This is a genomic window from Sellimonas catena (genome assembly GCF_027924685.1).
GTDB classification, from domain to species: Bacteria; Bacillota; Clostridia; order Lachnospirales; family Lachnospiraceae; genus Sellimonas; species Sellimonas catena.
The window spans coordinates 44,246-63,882 of the sequence record NZ_BSBO01000003.1; the positions used below are offsets into that span (position 1 = coordinate 44,246).

General features: G+C 46.9%; 23 protein-coding genes. 19 read left to right on the forward strand and 4 right to left on the reverse strand.

The annotated features are described in order from the left end of the window. Positions 1–140: 140 nt before the first annotated feature. From Selli1_RS02195 to Selli1_RS02235, 9 genes are all read left to right on the forward strand, one after another. Positions 141–1,490 (forward strand): citrate transporter, encoded by a 1,350-nt coding sequence (locus tag Selli1_RS02195; RefSeq protein WP_191436253.1) that lies wholly within the window; start codon positions 141–143, stop codon positions 1,488–1,490. Positions 1,491–1,515: 25 nt separating this feature from the next. Further along, complete coding sequence (locus Selli1_RS02200; protein ID WP_087169161.1) at positions 1,516–3,645, forward strand: hydantoinase/oxoprolinase family protein; 2,130 nt, start codon at positions 1,516–1,518, stop codon at positions 3,643–3,645. Between the two features lie 21 nt (positions 3,646–3,666). Beyond that, positions 3,667–4,371, forward strand: a complete 705-nt coding sequence (locus Selli1_RS02205) for a hypothetical protein (protein ID WP_281872224.1) — start codon at positions 3,667–3,669, stop codon at positions 4,369–4,371. Further along, positions 4,340–4,801 (forward strand): NanQ anomerase/TabA/YiaL family protein, encoded by a 462-nt coding sequence (locus tag Selli1_RS02210; protein ID WP_087169163.1) that lies wholly within the window; start codon positions 4,340–4,342, stop codon positions 4,799–4,801. The genes Selli1_RS02205 and Selli1_RS02210 overlap by 32 nt, the downstream gene beginning before the upstream one ends. Positions 4,802–4,879: 78 nt before the next feature. Continuing rightward, a complete protein-coding gene (locus Selli1_RS02215; protein ID WP_087169164.1) occupies positions 4,880–5,869 on the forward strand; it encodes a LacI family DNA-binding transcriptional regulator in 990 nt (329 codons plus the stop codon). A 20-nt stretch (positions 5,870–5,889) separates the two neighbouring features. Continuing rightward, the gene (locus tag Selli1_RS02220) at positions 5,890–6,837 is read left to right on the forward strand and encodes a sugar kinase (protein ID WP_087169165.1); all 948 of its coding nucleotides are present in this window, start codon (positions 5,890–5,892) and stop codon (positions 6,835–6,837) included. Between the two features lie 4 nt (positions 6,838–6,841). Then, positions 6,842–7,468, forward strand: a complete 627-nt coding sequence (locus tag Selli1_RS02225; protein ID WP_162610201.1) for an orotidine 5'-phosphate decarboxylase / HUMPS family protein — start codon at positions 6,842–6,844, stop codon at positions 7,466–7,468. A 28-nt stretch (positions 7,469–7,496) separates the two neighbouring features. Continuing rightward, positions 7,497–8,036 carry a 6-phospho-3-hexuloisomerase gene (hxlB, locus tag Selli1_RS02230; RefSeq protein ID WP_087169167.1) on the forward strand — a complete coding sequence of 180 codons (540 nt, stop codon included), beginning with the start codon at positions 7,497–7,499 and terminating at the stop codon, positions 8,034–8,036. 31 nt (positions 8,037–8,067) lie between these two features. Continuing rightward, complete coding sequence (locus Selli1_RS02235; protein ID WP_118636968.1) at positions 8,068–8,694, forward strand: bifunctional 4-hydroxy-2-oxoglutarate aldolase/2-dehydro-3-deoxy-phosphogluconate aldolase; 627 nt, start codon at positions 8,068–8,070, stop codon at positions 8,692–8,694. Between the two features lie 53 nt (positions 8,695–8,747). Here Selli1_RS02235 and Selli1_RS02240 read toward each other — a convergent pair whose 3' ends face one another. Together Selli1_RS02240 and Selli1_RS02245 are read right to left on the reverse strand one after the other, a co-directional pair. Then, positions 8,748–9,296 (reverse strand): Uma2 family endonuclease, encoded by a 549-nt coding sequence (locus tag Selli1_RS02240; protein ID WP_281845095.1) that lies wholly within the window; start codon positions 9,294–9,296, stop codon positions 8,748–8,750. 105 nt (positions 9,297–9,401) lie between these two features. Further along, positions 9,402–10,271, reverse strand: a complete 870-nt coding sequence (locus Selli1_RS02245) for a LysR family transcriptional regulator (protein WP_087253150.1) — start codon at positions 10,269–10,271, stop codon at positions 9,402–9,404. Positions 10,272–10,484: 213 nt separating this feature from the next. Between Selli1_RS02245 and ilvD the strand changes: the two genes are divergently transcribed. Genes ilvD through Selli1_RS02260 form a run of 3 tightly spaced genes read left to right on the forward strand, consistent with a single transcriptional unit; the run spans position 10,485 to position 14,254 of the window. Next, the gene (gene ilvD / locus Selli1_RS02250; protein ID WP_087169171.1) at positions 10,485–12,155 is read left to right on the forward strand and encodes a dihydroxy-acid dehydratase; all 1,671 of its coding nucleotides are present in this window, start codon (positions 10,485–10,487) and stop codon (positions 12,153–12,155) included. Positions 12,156–12,182: 27 nt separating this feature from the next. Then, on the forward strand, positions 12,183–13,169 hold the full coding sequence (locus tag Selli1_RS02255; protein ID WP_087169172.1) for an ornithine cyclodeaminase family protein: 987 nt from the start codon (positions 12,183–12,185) through the stop codon (positions 13,167–13,169). An 11-nt stretch (positions 13,170–13,180) separates the two neighbouring features. Further along, entirely contained in the window at positions 13,181–14,254 is a 1,074-nt protein-coding gene (locus tag Selli1_RS02260) for a M24 family metallopeptidase (protein WP_281872225.1), read from the forward strand. A gap of 25 nt (positions 14,255–14,279) precedes the next feature. Here the strand turns inward: Selli1_RS02260 and Selli1_RS02265 are convergent, their stop codons facing one another. Then, positions 14,280–14,798 (reverse strand): flavodoxin family protein, encoded by a 519-nt coding sequence (locus Selli1_RS02265; RefSeq protein ID WP_087169174.1) that lies wholly within the window; start codon positions 14,796–14,798, stop codon positions 14,280–14,282. An 18-nt stretch (positions 14,799–14,816) separates the two neighbouring features. Next, positions 14,817–15,215 carry a TFIIB-type zinc ribbon-containing protein gene (locus Selli1_RS02270; RefSeq protein ID WP_087169175.1) on the reverse strand — a complete coding sequence of 133 codons (399 nt, stop codon included), beginning with the start codon at positions 15,213–15,215 and terminating at the stop codon, positions 14,817–14,819. Positions 15,216–15,439: 224 nt separating this feature from the next. On the opposite strand from Selli1_RS02270, the gene Selli1_RS02275 reads away from it, so the two are divergent. From Selli1_RS02275 to Selli1_RS02305, 7 genes are all read left to right on the forward strand, one after another. Beyond that, positions 15,440–15,850 carry a sugar transporter gene (locus Selli1_RS02275; protein ID WP_087169176.1) on the forward strand — a complete coding sequence of 137 codons (411 nt, stop codon included), beginning with the start codon at positions 15,440–15,442 and terminating at the stop codon, positions 15,848–15,850. A gap of 154 nt (positions 15,851–16,004) precedes the next feature. Beyond that, the gene (gene srtB / locus Selli1_RS02280; RefSeq protein WP_281845093.1) at positions 16,005–16,901 is read left to right on the forward strand and encodes a class B sortase; all 897 of its coding nucleotides are present in this window, start codon (positions 16,005–16,007) and stop codon (positions 16,899–16,901) included. Positions 16,902–16,920: 19 nt separating this feature from the next. Beyond that, positions 16,921–17,112, forward strand: coding sequence for a DUF951 domain-containing protein (locus tag Selli1_RS02285; protein WP_087169178.1), 192 nt, complete (start codon positions 16,921–16,923; stop codon positions 17,110–17,112). A gap of 105 nt (positions 17,113–17,217) precedes the next feature. Then, the gene (gene rpsF / locus Selli1_RS02290; protein WP_087169179.1) at positions 17,218–17,505 is read left to right on the forward strand and encodes a 30S ribosomal protein S6; all 288 of its coding nucleotides are present in this window, start codon (positions 17,218–17,220) and stop codon (positions 17,503–17,505) included. A 19-nt stretch (positions 17,506–17,524) separates the two neighbouring features. Beyond that, a complete protein-coding gene (locus tag Selli1_RS02295) occupies positions 17,525–17,980 on the forward strand; it encodes a single-stranded DNA-binding protein (protein ID WP_087169180.1) in 456 nt (151 codons plus the stop codon). Positions 17,981–17,997: 17 nt separating this feature from the next. After that, on the forward strand, positions 17,998–18,261 hold the full coding sequence (rpsR, locus tag Selli1_RS02300) for a 30S ribosomal protein S18 (protein WP_048620576.1): 264 nt from the start codon (positions 17,998–18,000) through the stop codon (positions 18,259–18,261). Between the two features lie 527 nt (positions 18,262–18,788). Next, positions 18,789–19,460: a cell wall hydrolase gene (locus Selli1_RS02305; protein WP_281872226.1), complete on the forward strand. Its 672-nt coding sequence runs from the start codon at positions 18,789–18,791 to the stop codon at positions 19,458–19,460. Positions 19,461–19,637 lie beyond the last annotated feature (177 nt).

Sequence of the window (19,637 nt, forward strand, 5' to 3'; positions counted from 1 at the left end):
AAATGACAAAATGACGAAGAAATGGAGAAAAATGTTGACTTTATTTAGTCAAACGCTATAATCGGAAATATGAAAGCGCTTTTAGAAAAAGGGAACGGATTTATGAAACAAGAAAACGAAAGGGTGACAGGAGGTCTACTATGGAGTATTTAATTGGAATTTTGTTATTGATTTCCTTCTTTGGGCTGGTCGTGTACGCGGTACGCGGAGGAAATCTGATGCTTGGTATTTTCGTAATGGGAGTGATCTGGACAGTACTTCCGATGATCGGAAATACATTTGTAACCAACCCGGATTTTATCGCGGCAAATAAGGATGCCATCAGTATCAGCTGGATTGATGCTTTGACAAGCACCTTCCAGAGCGGCCCGGAAGGATGGGGCGCGACACTTGTTAACGTAATCTTTGGTGCATGGTTTGGACGTGTTCTGATGAACACCGGGATCGCATCCACTCTGATCCGTACAACGACGGAGCTCGGAGGAGACAAGCCGGCGCTGACCTGTATCTTACTTTGCGTTGTAACAACAGCATGTTTCTCATCCATCTTCGGTGCAGGTGCAGTCGTGGCGATCGGCGTCATCGTACTTCCGATCTTTATGTCTCTTGGAATTCCGAGGGTGCTTGCGACCTGTGCATTCATGATGAGCGTTGGAGCCGGAATGTTTGTCAATCCGGTACTGTACGGACAGTATTCCGCGTTTTTCCTTGATGAAAACGGAAAGACACTTTATCCGTATGACCAGCATACATCCTGGGGAATCTACGCACTTGTCATTCAGGTTGTGTTTATCATTATCATGGTTTTAGTACTTTCCAGACAGAAAAAGGTACATACATGGGCGGCAACAGTTCCGGCAAAGAAAAACAGAAGAGGCGACAATGCTCCGGGAATCTCTCTGATCTCCCCGATCATTCCGGTAGTACTGTTGATTGTATTTGATGTTCCGATTATTCTTGGATTTATTCTTGGAAGTCTGTATGCGCTGGTAACATGTAAGAAAATCAAGAGCTGGGGTCAGACCTGCCGGATGATCAACAAGGATTTCTTCGACGGCGTGGTAGATACAGCACCGCTGGTAGGATTTCTGCTTGTGCTTCCGATTTTCAACAAGGCTGCAGAACTTTGCGTGCCATATTTCAATGCACTGCTCGGAGGAGTAATTCCGAACAACACGCTGGTAATCAGTATTGCATTTGCGGTTCTTGCCCCGCTTGGAATGTTCCGTGGTCCGTTTACACTGTTCGGATGCGGTGCGGCGACACTTGGTATCCTCAAAGGAATCGGATTCTCCACAGCATACCTTGCACCGCTGATTATCATCCCGAGTACCGTCATGAACGTGTCCTGCTGTATTACACAGTCCTGGATTGTATGGGGTGTTAATTACACGAAGGTTTCAACGAAGGATTTCCTGAAGCTCAGTGCAGTATCCGGATGGATCATCTGTATCATTCTTCAGGCGATGGTTTACTTTATGTTCGGTTAGGATCATGGATGGAGGAATCAAAAGAATGGAAAGAAGAAAAGTCAGAATGGGAATCGACGTCGGCGGTACACATACAAAAGCAGTGGCCATCGACAATGCGACACAGGAAATCATCGGAAAGTCCTCTGTCAAGACGACACACGATGACGAGAAAGGTGTGGCAGCCGGAGTTGTTCAGGCGTTTGAAAACTGCCTGAAAGAAAATAATATTGATCCGAAAGATGTTGTGTTTGTCGCTCACAGTACGACACAGGCGACCAACGCACTCATCGAAGGAGACGTGGCGAAAGTCGGAATCGTTGCTTCCGCAAGAGGCGGGCTGGAGGGATTCCTGGCAAAAGCGCAGACAAAGCTGAAAGACATTGATCTTGGATCCGGCAGAAGGATCGAGATCACAAGCCGTTTCATTAAAGAGGGGGATCTGAATCACGATTCCATCAAAAGAGCGGCGGAAGAAATGAAAAAGGAAGGTGCGGAAGTTATCGTTGCTTCGGAAGCTTTCGGCGTAGATGATATGAGCAGCGAGCAGGCAATCTATGATGTGACGAAAAACGAGATGGGAATGGAGACCAGTATGGCGTCTGACATTACCAAGCTGTACGGCCTGACAAGAAGGACGAGGACGGCCGCAATCAATGCAAGTATCCTTCCGAAGATGCTGAACACGGCAAACTCTACAGAGGAAAGTGTCCGCGCGGCAGGCGTGGAAGTGCCTCTGATGATCATGAGAGGCGACGGCGGTGTCATGGAGATCAACGAGATGAAGAAGCGTCCGGTGCTGACGATGCTCTCCGGACCGGCGGCATCCGTTATGGGATCCCTGATGTACCTGCGCGCATCCAATGGTGTTTACTTTGAGGTCGGAGGTACAACGACCAATATCGGTGTCATCAAAGACGGACGTCCGGCGATCGACTATTCCATCGTCGGGGGACATAGAACCTACATCACATCCCTCGACGTACGGGTGCTTGGTGTGGCAGGAGGAAGTATGATCCGTCTGTCCAAGAGCGGAGTCACAGATGTAGGACCGCGCTCGGCCCATATCGCGGGACTGGACTATGCGGTATTTACACCGGAAGAAGAAATCGTAGACCCGCAGCTGGAGCTGTTCTCCCCGAAGAAGGGTGATCCGGCAGACTATGTGGCAATCAAATTAAAGAGCGGCAAGCGCATCACCATCACCAACTCCTGCGCGGCCAATGTCCTGGGACTGGTAAAACCGGAGCATTTCTCCTATGGAAATGCCAACGCGGCAAGAAAGGCGATGCAGCCGATCGCGGACTATCTGGGTGTGACAGTGGAGGATGTGGCAACACAGATCCTGACCCGTGCGTATGAAAAGATTTCGCCGGTTATTCTGGAACTTGCAGAAAAATATAAACTGGAAAAAGATCAGATTTCTCTTGTTGGAGTTGGTGGCGGAGCCACTTCTCTGATCGGCTTCTGCGCAGACAAAATGAAGATCAACTACAGCGTACCGGAAAACGCGGAAGTCATTTCTTCCATCGGTGTTGCACTTGCCATGGTGCGTGACGTGGTAGAACGTGTTGTTCCGAATCCGACAGCGGAAGATATCCGCAGCATCAAACAGGAAGCGGTGGACAAAGCGGTAGAAAGCGGTGCATCTCCGGATACAGTGGAAGTACATATCGAGATCGACCAGCAGACATCCAAGCTGACGGCGATTGCTCTTGGATCTACAGAAGTCAAGACGGCGGACCTGATGAAGGAATGTACCTACGAAGAGGCAAGACAGCTTGCGGCGGAAAACATGCGAAAGAAGGAAAACGAAATCGAACTTGTCTGCCAGATTCCAAATTTCTGGGTATTCCAGGCAGCAGAAAAAGACAAACGGCCAGTGCGTATTCTGGACAAGAAAGGATTTATCAAAGTACAGAGAACCGATGGTGTGGCTGTTCAGACTAAGGCCGCAAGCTACAGAAGCGCAGTATCGAAGATGTGGGAAGAACTGGCGGTTTACAAGGCAGACTCCATTCTCCGTCCGGACTACTATATCTGCGCAGGCGCAAGAGTCATGGACTTTGGAGGAAGTACCGAACTGGAACAAATCCTGATGCTGATCGATGTGGAAATGCAGGCACTGGATCCGAATATGGATATTATCGTTGTAGGAGCAAAGAGTTCGTTATAAGTATTCAGAAAGAAGGACAACATGCAGCAGACAATACGGGAAATGACAAAACATCTGATGGAGCTTGGAGACAAGGATTGGGGGCGCTATGCATTCCGGCATGAGCCCCTTGAAAGAAAACTTTCAGAAGCACAAAAGGAGACCTACACGCGCCTTGCGATGGAATGCGGACGAGAAGAGGCTGATCTTATAAAGACCGGGTTTCCGGAGTGTACGGTGGAAGAGGTTGTAAGGGCAAAAGGAATCCAGATAAAAACTCCGGATATTCCAAACGGCGGCGGGCATGTGATTTTCGCCCAGTACGAGGAGTCCGGCCGGATTACGATTTTCATGGACTGCATCAAAAAGGCTGAAGAACTTATTGCCGGAGAACAGATGGAAGACCTGTTCAAAGGAGCAGATCTTTTCTCTGTGCTGCTGGCTCACGAACTGTTCCATGCTGTGGAGCAGGAGAAACGGAAAACAATATTTACCCAGACAGAAAAGATTGAACTCTGGAAAAGACCGTTTTCCAACAAATCCAGGCTTATCGCTTTGAGTGAAATGGCAGCCATGGCCTTTGCGGGCAGAATGGAACGCCTCTCTTTTTCCCCGTATGTGCTGGATGTGGTTTTGATGTACTGTTACAACCAGGAAGCGGCACGGGCTCTCTATGAGGAGATCATGGAAGCCGTTTCGGGAGAGGAGGAAAACGATGCTGACAACAAGCGTGAAAATTGGAAATAAATACAATTATACAGAAGAAAAGATAGAACGGGCGCTGGACTTTCTGAGGACTACGGATTTTTCCGGCATGGAGCCGGGAAAGGTGGTTATCGACGGAGATAAAATCTTTGCCGAGATTCAGGAATATACGACAAAAGACCCGAAAGACTGCCGGTTTGAGACCCACCGGAAATATTATGATATCCAGTATGTGGCGGAAGGAGAAGAGTTTTTCGGTTATATCCCGCTTTCAGAGCTGGAAGAGGATACCGGATACGATCCGGAGCGGGATCTGGAGTTTTATAAAGAGCCGGAAAATCCGGGGTGGATTCACCTCAGAAAAGGTGATTTTGCCATTGTCTCTCCGGAGGACGGGCACAAGCCAAGATGCATTGGAGATGCCCCGTGCAAAGTGAAAAAGATTGTGGTAAAAGTGCTTGTAGAAGCTTAAAATCATTGCTGTCGATTGACAATGAAAGAGAAGAAAACGTATACTAAAACTTAGAAAAATGTCAGGAGATAGCACAACATGAATATATATGATATTGCAAAAGAAGCCGGTGTTTCCATCTCGACAGTATCCAGAGTTCTTAACGATAAAGGATATGTCAGTGAGAAGACAAAGGCCAGAATCCAGGAAGTGTTAAAGAAAAACAAATACCAGCCAAGTGCTATAGCAAGAGGGCTTGTCAGCGGGACGATGAAAAATGTGGCGATCGTGACAGTTGATGTCCGGCACCCGCATTATGCCATGACGACATTTATCATGGAGCAGAAGCTGACGGGGCTTGGCTACATGGTTCTGGTCTGCAATACCGGTTCCAGAAAAGAAGAATGTATGAAATATATCCGGATGCTTTCGAGAAATCAGGTTGAAGGCGTGATTTTGGTAGGTTCAGAGTTTAATGATCTCTGTGATCCGAAGGAATTGGGAGAGCTTCTTCCGGAGACACCGATTGTGATGGCAAACGGAGAACTGAAACTTCCGAATGTCCAGTCGGTTCTCGTGGATGAGGGATACGGCGTACAGCTGGCGGTCCAGCATCTTTATGACAAAGGGCATCGAAATATTGCATTTGTAATGGATGTCAAAAAGGATGCGGGGATAAGAAAGCGTGACGGATTTTTGAGAAAAATGAAACAGCTTGGGTACGATGATGCCGCAGAACGGATCCTGTATACAAAATACGGAGCCGGAGGCGGCGAGGAGGCGGCAAAGAAGATTGTGGGCGGCAGCAGAAGATTTGACGCGGTGATTTTTACCGAGGACCTGACTGCGGTATATGCCATGAATGCGCTCCAGAATATGGGGTACCGGATTCCGGAGGATGTAGCTGTGGTCGGATGCAACAATTCCGAATATTCCAGGATCAGCAATCCGCCCCTTACAACGATCAACAATAAAGGAGAACTTTTGAGCGAACTCTCCGTGCAGCTTCTGGAAAACCTGATGACAGGAAAGTCGGAGAAAGCGTCCCTGATCATCCGGCCGGAACTTGCGGTCCGTCAGACGACCTAGGCATAGAAAGGAAGATGTCAATGTCAGAAGTGATATTATTTGGAGAGCCGATGGCGATGTTTGTCGCGAAGACACCGGGAAGACTCCATGAAGTAGAAGAGTTTACAAGACTTCTTGCGGGAGCGGAAGTCAATGTGGCGATCGGTCTGAAAAGGCTCGGCCACAGTGTTTCCTATGTGACCAAGCTTGGAACGGATCCGTTTGGAACCTACATCGAGGAGAAACTGAAAAAAGAAGGGATTGATACCCAGATTACAAAGGATGACCAGCATTTTACCGGCTACCAGCTGAAGAATAAGGTGTTCGAAGGAGATCCGGAGGTCTTCTATTATAGAAAGAACAGCGCGGCTTCCTGCTTAAGTGAGGAGGACGTGGAAAAGGTGGATTTTGAAGGTGCCAGGGTACTGCATCTGACAGGAATTCCTCCTGCTCTTTCCCAGAGCTGCAGAAATGCGACTTACCGGATGATTGAGAGGGCAAGAGAAAACGGAATGCTTGTGACATTTGACCCTAACCTGCGGCCGACATTGTGGGAAAGCAAAAGTGTGATGATCCGCACGATCAACGATCTCGCTGCAAGAGCGGATATCGTTCTTCCTGGAACAGGAGAAGGGAAAATCCTTATGGGAAGTGAAGCGCCGGAAGAGATCGCCGCATATTACCGCGGACTTGGCGCAAAAGCGGTCGTCGTAAAGACCGGGGCCGACGGGGCATATGTGGATGCAGAGGGACAGAAAGAAACATTCTGCGGATTCAAAGTAGAGCAGGTTGTCGATACGGTAGGAGCCGGAGATGGATTTGCTGTCGGTATCATCAGCGGTTATCTGGAAGGGCTTTCCATTGAAAAGATGATCGAGCGGGCCAATGCCATCGGAGCCATTCAGGTATCGGTGGAGAGTGATAATGAAGGCCTGCCGACGCAGGAAGAACTGCAGGCATATATCGAAAAACATCAGAATCAGAGGTGAGAAGATGAAACTTCAGGTGGCAATTGACAGGACAGATCTTGAGACGGCAGAGGCTATGATAGAAGAGATTAAAGAGTCTGCCGATATTATTGAAATCGGAACATCCCTGATCAAAGACTACGGTCTGGACAGAAGCGTTGCGTATTTTCGGAAGCGGTTTCCGGAACAGTGTTTTCTGGCAGACATCAAGACCTGCGATGAGGGCGCTTACGAGTTCAGGAAAACATATGAGGCCGGAGGAGATATTCCGACAGTCATGGGATTTTCTTCCGTGACAACGATCCGGGCATGTGCCGATGTGGCCAGGGAGTTTGGAAAGGAATATATGATTGACCTGCTGGAAGTGCCGGCAGAACGGATCCGGGTACTTGGCGAAGCATTTCCGGAGGCTGTTTTCTGTATTCACCTTCCGTCCGACAGACAGGGGGAAGGGCTCGCGGAACTGGTCAGAAGCAGCGTCAGAGAGCTCTCTGGAGTCCGAAAGATAGCGGCAGCCGGAGGCGTAACACTTGATACGGTACCTTTGTTAAAAGAGTGCGGAATTGAAATCGGGATCGTGGGAAGCGCGATTACGAAATCAGGAAACAAACGAGAGACGGCTGCGCGGTTTGCCGGGGCCGTCCGGATGTAAGATATGGATAGAGAACGGAGGCAGGACAATGGATGTATTACGGACAATCATGGACGAGATTGAACATGTAGTCGCAAATGTAAAGAAAGACGAGATTGATCAGGTGATCGGTCTGATCCAGAAGGACCGGAGGATCTTCGTGGCGGGAGAAGGACGTTCCGGATTCAGCGCGAAAGGATTTGCGATGAGGCTGATGCATCTTGGATACACCGTATATGTGGTGGGAGAGACCATCACACCGGCCATAAAGGAGGGGGATATTCTGATAGGAGTATCCGGATCCGGAAAGAGCATCAGCGTTGTGGACGCTGCCAGAAAAGCGAAAGAGAAAAATGCATCGGTAATTGCTGTGACAAGCAAAAGAGAGTCGCCGCTTGCGGGATTTGCGGATCAGATCCTTGTGATTCCGGGGACCGTAAAAGGAGATACCGGGGAGAAGCGTGGTTCCATTCAGCTTTTGAGTTCCCTTTTTGACCAGAGCCTTCACATTGTTCTGGATGCGGTCTGCCTGCTCTTAAGTTACAGAGACAACACGGCAAACGAAAGTGCAACCGGGGCACACTGGTAGGCGGAGGAAGCGTAGAAGGAGGAAACACGAAATGAAAACAATAGATGAAAGGTTTGAAGAAATCCGGATTGTTCCTGTAGTCAAGCTTGAGAAAGCGGAGGATGCCAAAGATCTTGCCGGAGCTCTTGTAAGAGGCGGCATCCCGTGTGCGGAGGTGACCTTTCGGACAGATGCGGCCGCGGAAGCGATCCGCCGGATGAGCGAGTCATATCCGGACATGCTGGTAGGCGCAGGCACCGTCCTGAAGACAGAACAGGTGGATGCAGCCATCGAGGCCGGGGCAAAGTTTATCGTAAGTCCGGGGCTCAATCCCAAGATTGTACGCTACTGTCAGGAAAAAGGAATTCCGGTTTATCCGGGTGTGGCAACGGCAAGCGAGATTGAACAGGCGCTGGAGCTTGGTTTGTCTGTCGTAAAATTTTTCCCGGCAGAAGTAAACGGAGGCGTCAAAGCAATCAAAGCACTGTCGGCACCTTATTTCCAGCTCCGGTTTATGCCGACAGGCGGTATCAGCCAGGAGAATATTGGAAGCTATCTCTCCTGCCCGCAGGTCATTGCGTGCGGAGGCAGCTGGATGGTAAAAGAAAGTCTGATTGCAGAGAAAAAGTATGATGAAATTGAAGCACTCTGCAAAGAAGCGGTGGAGCAGATCAGATAAAAGAATATGAGACAAGAGGAAAGCGGATCCTATAGCGGGTCCGCTTTTTGCTGCTATAAAAGATTTAATGAACTGAAATCAATCTGAAGATCACCGTAGATTCCTGCTTTTACAGAATCGGCGAAAGTGAATTCCGCGGTATCTTCGGATTGGAAATTATAAACGGTAACTCTGTTTTTATCAGGATCGACAATCCAGTATTCAAGAACTCCAGCTGTTCGATACTTGAAGAGTTTAGTGAAATAGTCTGTCCGTCTGCTTCCGGGAGAGACAATTTCAATGATCCAGTCCGGAGCGCCGGTACATCCTTTATCATTCAGCTTTTTGGAGTCGCATATTACACTGATATCCGGTTCGACGTAGTTTTTATCATCTGCGTTTAAAAATACGGCAAATGGAGCAATATCGACTTCGCAGGATCCGCCTTTCTGTTCGATATAATCAGCAATTTTGCGGTAAAGGAAACCAAGTATTAACTGGTGTCTCCTGCCCGGCGGTGCTATCATGTACATCTGACCGTCGATCAGTTCTGCACGCTGGCCGTCAGGCAGAGCGTAGATATCATCGATCGTGTATTCGTTATTCTTCGGTGTTAATGCCATGGTAACACATCCTTTCTTCTCCTATGAATTTAGTATACCATAAAATTAAGAGCAGGTATACAAAACAAAAGGCAGGATAACGCGGGGAAATCATTTCCGTTTTATCTACAGATTCTCCCTGCACCAGTGTTCTGCGAATGCCCGGAACTGTAAAACTGCTTTGGACGGCGTAATGCCGGACGGAAGAGCGATCCCGAGGGTACGGGTGTAGTGCTCGGTAAACGGGCGGATGCAGACTTCAAACGGGGCGTTGTGGAGAAGCAGTTTTGGCAGAATGGTAATGCCAAAGCCCTGTTCTACCATTTTCAATGTTGTAAAATCTTCATTCAGCTGATAGCGGATGTTTGGAGAAATCTGGTTCAGCTCGAAGATTTTGCCGGTTTCGTAGTCCAGACCGTCTGCGGACAGAATGAAGTCCTGGTTGTTGACGTCTGCCAGGGAGACGGACAGGTGACTTGCAAGAGGATGCGAAAGGGGTGTGACGAGCATCAGTTCATCACTTCCAAGTGGTACAAACGGCAGTCCCGGAACGGAGAATTCGGACACGAAAATGCAGTCCAGCTCATTGCCCATCAGTTTTTCCTTCAGTTCGCCAAATCCTCCGATGGTAAGCTGGAAAAGAATGTTCGGATATTCTTCAGAAAAATCTTTGATAATGCCCGGAAGCCAGTGATAGGAAATGCTCTGGATCGTGCCGATGCGGATCAGGCCGCTGTCCAGAGTGGAAAGAGAAGCGGCGGTCCGTGCAATCTGGTTTTCGGCCTCGCAAATGGTCCGAAGAGACTCTTTGATCCAGGCCATGTCGGATTTCAGTTCCATACCGTTTTTGGAACGGATGAAAAGTTCAAGCCCCAGCTCTTTTTCAAAATTTTTGATCGTCTGGCTGACCGCCGACTGGGTATAGTTCAGCAAAGCGGCGGTTTTGGAGATGCTGCGTGTTTCGCAGACGCTTAAAATGGTCTGATACTTGTTCATGATTCACCTTCCATTCGATTTCTTAATGGTTCATATTAGAAAAAATGAATTAAAATGATTTTCTATAATGCAAATGCAGATATAAGCAAAACCGAATAGTATATTTAAAAAATATTAATTCAGAAATTGCAGTTTCTATTTTATTATTATCATTAAAGGCAATTTATTTGTCAAGAGATTGAAGAGAAAGCAAAGCGCAGACAGGAGGAAATTATGGGAACAGAATACTGGAATGGCGCCGAGGCGGCGCACAGAAGAGTTATGATGAAAGCGGCAGGGTATTCCGACGAGGACATCCGTAAGAAACCGCATATCGGAGTTCCGAATTCATATATGTCAGGATCTCCGGGATCTGCCCACTTAAGACAGATCGCTGAAGCGGTAAAAGAAGGAATCTGGGCAGCAGGAGGAGTGCCGGTGGAATTCGGAATTCCGGCAACCTGCGGAAACATCGCAAACGGAGCAGAAGAACTGAAATACGAACAGGTTGGACGGGACATCGTGGCAATGTCCGTGGAATTTGTTACACGCGTACACAATTTCGATGGTCTTGTTATGGTCGCATCCTGTGATAATATCATTGCCGGATGTTACCTTGCGGCAATGCGTCTGGACATTCCGTCCATGATCGTGACGGGCGGTTCCATGCAGCCGGGACAGTACTGCGGGAAAACCGTGGTGGAAGCGGATCTGGATTCCGCAAGATTTTCAGGCGCTACAGAAGAAGAGCTGATGGACATGGAAGACAATGTCTGTCCGTCCTTTGGTGCATGTCCGTCCATGGGAACAGCAAATACCATGCAGATGCTTGGAGAGGTGCTGAATCTGGTGCTTCCGGGTACGTCTACGATCCCTGCATCCGACAACGCAAAGCTCCGCAGAGCAAGAGAAGCCGGAAAATACGCGGTAAAGATGGCAAAAGAAGGCAGAAAACCTTCAGATCTGATCACGAAAGAAGTGCTTCTCAATGCGATTATGTTTGATATGGCCGTGGCTGGATCCACCAATGCGGTTCTTCACATTCTTTCCTACGCATATGAACTGGGAATCAAACTGACTCTGGAAGATTTTGAAAAATACGCAGATGAAATTTACTGCATCAATGCAGTAGTACCGAGCGGCCCGTATACTGTTGTGGATTTCCACTACGCAGGCGGTGTTATGAATGTGATGAAGATGCTGGAGAGCAAATTGTTTACCGATGCTCCGAGTATGTACGGCTGCACATGGAAAGAGCTCCTTTCCAAGGTAACGCCAAAAGAAAATGAAGTTATTCATTCTCTGGAACGTCCGTTATTCCATGAGCCGGGACTGAAGATCTTAAGAGGAAACCTTTCACCGAACGGTGCGATTGTCCGTCCGACAGCCGTATACGAAGAAGTGAAATATCTGAAAGGGAAAGCAAAAGTATTCGAAGGCGACCGTCCGGCGTTTGAGGCAATCCAGGCAGGAGAAATCGTACCGGGTGACATCATTGTCATTCGTTATGAAGGATGTAAAGGGGCTCCTGGCATGAAGGAACTGATGCTGAGCATCGATGCCCTGATCGGACTGGGACTGCACAAGAGCGTGGGGCTGATCACGGACGCCAGATTCTCAGGATTTAACTATGGTGCAATTATCGGGCATGTATCACCGGAAGCATACGATGGAGGAACGATCGCACTTGTGGAAAATGGGGATGAAATCGTGATCGATATTCCAAATGGAGAGGTCAATCTGCTTGTTTCCGATGAAGAACTGGAAAGAAGAAAGGCAAACTGGGTATGTCCGCCGTTGAAAGAGGAAAAAGGATGTCTGAATATTTACGCAAAAATGTGCAGACCGGCAGAAGAGGGAGGCGCTATGCAGCCGTGGGGACTGGATGCGCGCTTTAAACGATAGGATACAAGGAGAACAGGAGGTTCAGAAATGTTATTATTATCAAGAGAAGATATCAAAAAAGTATTTACCATGAAAGACGCCGTGGAAGCGGACAAAAAAGCGTTTCAGCTTGTAGTGGAGGGAAAATGTGACTCTCCTATCAGGACAAACATTCAGGCGCCGAAATATGACGGAAGCTTCCTTTTTATGCCTGCTTATGTGGAAGAGATGGATACAGCTTCCTTAAAAGTAGTGAATATTTTCCCGCACAATATTGACCGTGGGCTTCCGTCATCACCGGCACAGGTCTTTCTGATCGATGGAACAACTGGAATTGTGGAGGCCGTGCTGGACGGAACTTATGTGACACAGCTTCGTACAGGAGCAGCTACAGGAGCCGCATTTGATCTTCTTGCAAAGAAAGACTGCCGTGTCGGCGCGCTGATCGGAACAGGCGGACAGGCAGCGACTCAGCTGGAGGCAATGGTGACAGTAAGAGATCTGGAAGAGGTCCGTGTGTATGACATGAATCCGGAACGGACAAAAGCCTTCGCGGAGCAAATGAATGAAGAATTAAAATCATATGGTGCCAGGATCGTTGCGGCAGCATCTTCTGATGAAGCGGTAGAAGGTGCAGATCTTCTTGTGACGGTAACTCCGTCCTCCAGACCGGTGTTTGATGCTTCCAAAGTAAAGGCGGGAGCAACGATCAGCTGCGTAGGAGCTTATCAACCGCATATGCAGGAGATGGATCCGGCCATTCTTCCGAGAGCGTCCAAAATCTATTTTGATTCTGAGGAAGCGGTACTTTCCGAATCCGGAGACATTCTGATTCCGCTGGATGAAGGAATCATCACAAAAGAGGATTTTACAGGCGATCTGGGACAGCTGATTAAAGGAGAAATTCCGGGACGTGAAAACGATGAAGAAATTATTGTGTTTGAGACAGTCGGTGTGGCAACACAGGACCTGATTGCGGCAAAAGCAATCTATGACAAAGCAAAAGAAGCAGGAATCGGAATGATCTGGGGATAAGGAGCTTCGTGATGGAGAAAATAGAAAAAGTACTTGAGATTTTAAAAGAACAGGGTCTGGACGGTATTTATATCACAAAAGAGGCCAATGTCAAATACATTAGTGGATATCCGGATGAGCTGGCATATGCACTGATCTGCCCGCAGGGGAATTATCTCATTACGGACAGCCGCTTTACAGAGCTGGCAGAGCAGTCCTGCCCGGACTTTGAGGTTGTCAACTGGCATAACTGTGGCAGGAGTATCCCAAAGGCCGTGGAAAGCATCTGCGTCAAGTCGGGAATCCGGAAACTGGGATTTGAGGAATGCTTTACAACCTATGATAAATATGAAGAAATCCACAGACTTCTTTCAGAGCATCGGATTGAACTGACCGGAACGAGAAACATTGTGGAAGAGCTGCGGTATGTAAAGAGCGAAGAAGAAGTGGCCAATACAAGAATTGCCTGCGAGATTGCGGATAAAGCTCTGGAAGAGCTGGTTCCGTATATCAAACCGGGCGTTACGGAAAGAGAGCTGTGCGCGCGTCTGGAATTCAGTATGAAGATGCACGGGGCACAGGATATTGGATTTGAGACGATTCTGATTTCCGGGGCCAAGACATCCCTGCTCCACGGAAAGCCGGGAGACAGGAAGGTCGAAGAAGGTGATTTTGTTCTTGTGGACTATGGTGCGAAATACAACGGATATATTTCCGATACGACCCGTACGTTTGCGGTAGGACATGTATCTGAACAGCAAAAAGAAATTTACGAACTGGTACGCGAAGCGCAGGAAACAGGAGTACGGAACATGGGACCGGGAATTGTTGCTTCCAAACCGGACACGGAGATTCGGAAAGTGGTGAAAAAGTATGAAGAGTATTATTATTCCGGAATGGGACATGGCGTAGGGCTGGACCTTCATGAAGAGCCGTTCCTTGGAATGTATGGTACGAAAATAATGCAGCCTGGCTGCGTGATTACCATGGAACCGGGAATCTATATTCCGGGATGGGGAGGTGTCCGTATCGAGGATACGGTACTGATTACGGAAAACGGTGCAGAGACACTGACGCACTTCCCGAAAGATCTGATGATTCTATAAATAAAAAAGAAAGCCTCGGCCATCTTTAAAGACGGCTGAGGCAGTTTTTTGCAAAATCCGCGGCGCGTGTAAGATCATCTTTTGTCGGATGAATCATCGCTTCATCAAAATTTGACAGCTGAAGCTTCAGATGGTGATCGTGAGCCTGATCTCCATTTAACATGGACTCGTATTTCTGGCGAATCTGCACAGGCATCTTGCCCTGACAGAAGAATCCGCCCAGATAGAGATTGTCATCTTCGAGCCAGATCCGGGCACTGTTTTCGATGTTTTTATAGTAGTTATCCACATTACCGGCCCCGCATGTGCCGAATAAAGCGACATTCTTTCCGGAGATGGAAGAAAGCAGATTTCCAACCTCAAGGCTGCAGGTGCCACGGTGGACACAAAAACCGACAAAATAAGTGGCTGCATCCGGCAGACCGTTCAGTTCATCGATACTTCTGAGATCTTTTGCCATTCCAGGAAGGGCGGCAAAAATGGATGTGGCAAGTTTTTTTGTGTTGCCGGTTTCACTTTGATACAGAACCATATAATCAAGCATGATAATGGCCCTCCTTTCTCAGCTTTTCTTAATAAAATGGGCATTACATTTCGGACACCGGATTTCGATCCTGCCTTTTCCGCGGGGAATCCGGATTTTCTGTCCGCAGGAAGGACACTTATATATGTGATAGTGTTTTCTCTGACTGAGACCGTAACGGATGGCGGAAAACTTTTTCCGGATCCCGGCCGTGTATTTCAGATAGAGCTGATTTTCAGCGTAACGTTTGGAATGGTTTCGTGAAAACATTCGAAAATAGGAATAAATTAAAACGGCAAGCGAAAACAGATATAGAATTCCGCCGTATCGGGTAAATCCGGATAACAGTAAAAAAATGATCCCTGTTATCACCAGGAATTTTGAAAACTGGTCAACGCCGTAGCGGCCGTACATAAAGCGTAAAAACTTATCTTTCATTTTTCTACACAACCTGTCTTAATGTTTTTATGAATTCTATTTTACCGCATTTTTCTCAGGAATCAATAAACTGTATATAAAAATTATATTAAATTCGTAAATGGAGAGGGGCGGGGGTATCGACATTTTTGATAAAATGATCTAAAATATAGAAAGAATGTATTGGAAAACAGTGATAAACAGGACTAAGATGAAAGAAACAGAATTATGAAGGAGGAATAGATATGTCTATCACAGCAGAAACAGCAAAACAGCATGCTCATGATCCTGCAGTACTTTGCTGCAGGGCAGAGGAAGGCATTACAATAGGACCGGAAAATCTGGAAGATCCGGCTATTTTTGATGAGCTGGTTGAAAGCGGCCTTCTGAATCTGGACGGATGCCTTCAGATTCATCAGATCCTTGGCGCAAAACTGATCAAGACATGTGATTCATTGACACCGGTGACAGCAGATGTGATCGATGCCGTTGTCGAGGGCGCGGATGAAGGAGAGGAGCCGGAAAAAGAGGAAGAAGAGCAGGCAGCTCCGGCACCGGAGGTTTCTGTAGAGGGAGCCAGGGTGACTGCAGGAGCAGGCAAGCTTGTGATTTCGATCAAAGAAGGAAAGGATATTTATCTGGAAATTCCATTCTAAGACAGGAAAACAGAACGGGCCGGGAGGATGTGCGGAAAAGGAGAGTCCATTTTCTGCAACATCCTCTTTTTCTATTGCGAAAAATACGTTATACTAGAAACTGTACGATATAGAAACCCTGATGATAAAATAAAACAGACAGAGGTAAGGTTACATGGACGAATACCGCATTAAAGATAGAAAAAAACGGCTTGAGGAAGAAAAAGCCCGGAAAAGGGCATCATCCGGGGCAGGGGAAGCCGGAACAAAAGAAAAGAGAGAAGAAAGACCTGCTATTAATCAGAAGACAGGCGGAAGAAAAAAGAAGAAAAAGGGAGGAATCTTTTCCACAATTATACTCGTTGCCGCAATTATCGTGTTCTGCTTTTCGGGATTCCAGCTGTTCCGGATTTTTTACGGATATCACAAAGGAGATCAGGAGTACGATAACCTGAAGGAGATCGGAATTTCCGCCGATGCGGGAACGGGAGAAGAGAGCACAAGATACACGGTGGATTTCGAGGAGCTCTGGAAAGTCAACGAGGACATCATTGCGTGGATCCGGTTTGATGAGCCGTCCATCATCAGCTATCCGGTTGTTCAGGGAAAAGATAATCAGGAATATCTGGATAAGACCATATCAGGCTATCCGAACACCTATGGCGCGATTTTCCTGAACGTTTCCAATAATAAGGATATGACGGACAAAAACAGTGTCATATACGGGCACAGAATGAACAGTAAATCCATGTTTGGAAAACTGGAGGAATATCAGGATGAGGAATTCTATAGATCCTATCCGTATTTTTACATTTATACACCGGATGGAAAAGAACTGAAATATCAGATCTTTGCAGTAGGAGAGGTTAATGATACATCAGACGCGTATCAGACAGTCTTTGAAAATGACGAGGCATTCCAGTCGTTTCTGGCATTTTCAAAGGAACATTCCTTTTATGATGCAGGGGTGGAAGTTCCGTCCGATGCAAAAGTAGTGACACTGTCGACATGTACAAAAGCAAATAATGAAGAACGTCTGATTGTACAGGGATACCAGGTGGAAGTAAACTGACCGGAAAAGAGGGAAGAATATGTCAGAGATCAAGTATGAGGTGGGCGATAAGATCCGGATGAAAAAGAAACATCCGTGTGGCAGTTTTGAGTGGGAGATTCTGCGGGTGGGTGCGGATTTCAGGCTGAAATGCTGCGGCTGCGGACATCAGATCATGATTTCCAGGAAAATCGTGGAAAAAAATACGAAAGAAATTCAAAAAAAGGCTTGAAACTTACGCGGGATAATGTTAAAATAATACACCGTGATATATTATTTATCCTTGTCCCCGGCCGGGGAGCCGGGAGCCAAAAGACCATAAGGAGGTGCAAGTGACATGAACAAATATGAATTAGCTGTTGTTGTCAATGCAAAAATCGAAGACGATGCCAGAACAGATGTAATCGAAAGAGTGAAAGCGTTAATCACACGTTTCGGTGGCAATGTTACTGACGTTGATGAATGGGGTAAGAAAAAACTTGCTTACGAAATTCAGAAGATGAAAGAAGGATATTATTATTTCATCCACTTCGAATCTGATGCAACGACTCCGGGCGAGATCGAACAGAGAATCCGTATTATGGACAACGTGCTCAGATATTTATGCGTGAAACAGGAAGCATAAAGAAGAAAAGAGGAAATATATGAATAAAGTAATTTTAATGGGACGCCTGACAAGAGATCCTGAGGTCCGCTATTCTCAGGGCGGGGAAAACCCGCTGGCCATTGCCCGTTATACACTGGCCGTCGACAGACGGTTCCGGCGCGATGGAGAGCAGACGGCAGACTTTATCAGCTGTGTATCATTCGGAAGAACAGCTGAGTTCGCGGAGAAGTATTTTCGCCAGGGAATGCGTATCACGATCTGTGGACGCATCCAGACAGGAAGCTATACGAACAGAGATGGCGTAAAGGTCTATACGACAGAAGTTGTCGTAGAAGAGCAGGAATTTGCAGAAAGCAAGAGCGCGAGTGAAGCAAATCAGAGCCGTTATCAGGCAAGCCCGGTTCCTCCGGCACCGCAGGCACCAAGTGTGGATGCGGGTGATGGATTTATGAACATCCCGGATGGAATTGATGAGGAATTACCATTTAATTAGTATTGGAGGTAAGAACAATGGCTTACGATAAAACAAGCAAACCGGATTCTCAGATGAGAAGAAGACCAGGCCGCAGAAGAAAAAAAGTTTGCGTATTCTGTGGAAAAGAAAACAATGAGATCGATTACAAAGATGTAGCAAAATTAAGAAAATACGTTTCCGAAAGAGGAAAGATTCTTCCGAGAAGAATCACAGGAAACTGCGCAAAGCATCAGAGAGCCCTGACAGTTGCAATCAAGAGAGCAAGACACATCGCTCTTATGCCATACGTTCAGGAATAAGTAGAGATAAGGAAAGATCCCGAAAGCGAAAGCTTTCGGGATTTTTTTTGTTTACCAGGAAACTTCGTTCCCTGGTAAACAAAAACGCTCCGCGGGATGCGCACTCGGGCAAAGCTGTTTTCGAAATTATTAAGAAACAAATGTAAAAAATACGACAGAAAAAAGAAATATATATTACGTTATTGTGACAAAGTGAAGTTGGTATTATTTGCAGAAATTGTCGAAAAGTGGAAAATAGTATAGGAATCCTCGAAATTGTCGGACAATTAAAAATATACAAAATACATAAAAAGCGATTGGGAAAATCGTTAAAATACTTCAAAAATGTACTAAAATAGGTGCAAAGGTTGACAGAAAAAGAAAACTCTGCTATTATTAACACCGTCGCAAGAAGATGTAACAAATTCGTAATATTTGTAATAAATAAAAGCGGCAGAACGTAATATATATTATGTTCGATTGATACAGGGACTGAGAATCGAGGAAGACGCAGAAGGAAGTCTGCGGATAATTAAAGGAGGACAAAAATGAAAACATGGAACAGTCATAGAAGACGTCTGGAGAAAGGTGCGGTCGCAGGAGTTCTTTCGGCGGTGATCCTTACAGCGAGCATGAGTGTTCAGGTATTTGCAGCTGATGGAAATTCCGTATTTGCTCCGGAGGAGCCGCAGGGCGCAAAGCTTGTTGTGACAGCGGATACCGAAACTGCACAGAATGTTTCACAGAGTTTTCTTACTTATACAGAAACCGCAAAACAGCAGAAAGCAGAAGCAGAAAAACAGGCTGAGGAAGCGAGAAAAGCTGAGGAGGCCAGAAAAGCAGAAGAAGCAAGAAAGGCTGAAGAAGAACGTCAGAAAAAGCTGGCTCAGGAGGCGGACACGACACTTCTGGCTGCGCTGATCTACTGCGAAGCGGGTAACCAGCCGTATGACGGACAGGTAGCAGTAGGAGCTGTTGTAATGAACCGTCTGAAAGCAGGATATGCAAGCACACTGAGAGGAGTTATTTACCAGAGCGGACAGTTCGGACCGGCGATGACAGGAAAGCTTGACCGGGTACTGGCATCCGGAAATATTCCATCATCCTGCCGCCAGGCAGCGGTAGACGCACTTTCAGGCGTCAGCCCGGTAGGAAACGCGCTGCATTTCGGGGACGGAGTAAATGCAGGAATCAAGATTGGAGCACATTGGTTCCACTAGGGGTTAGAAAGAAAAGATAGATTTCAAAAAAGAGTTTCTGATTAGGAAGAAACTCTTTTTTTGCTTTACGGGGAATTGGAAACGGCTTATAATTGTATACAAGCAGCATGGATTTATAAAAATACATGAAATCATGCCGCGGAAAACCTGGTGGGAAAATCGGTGAAAAGCTGATAG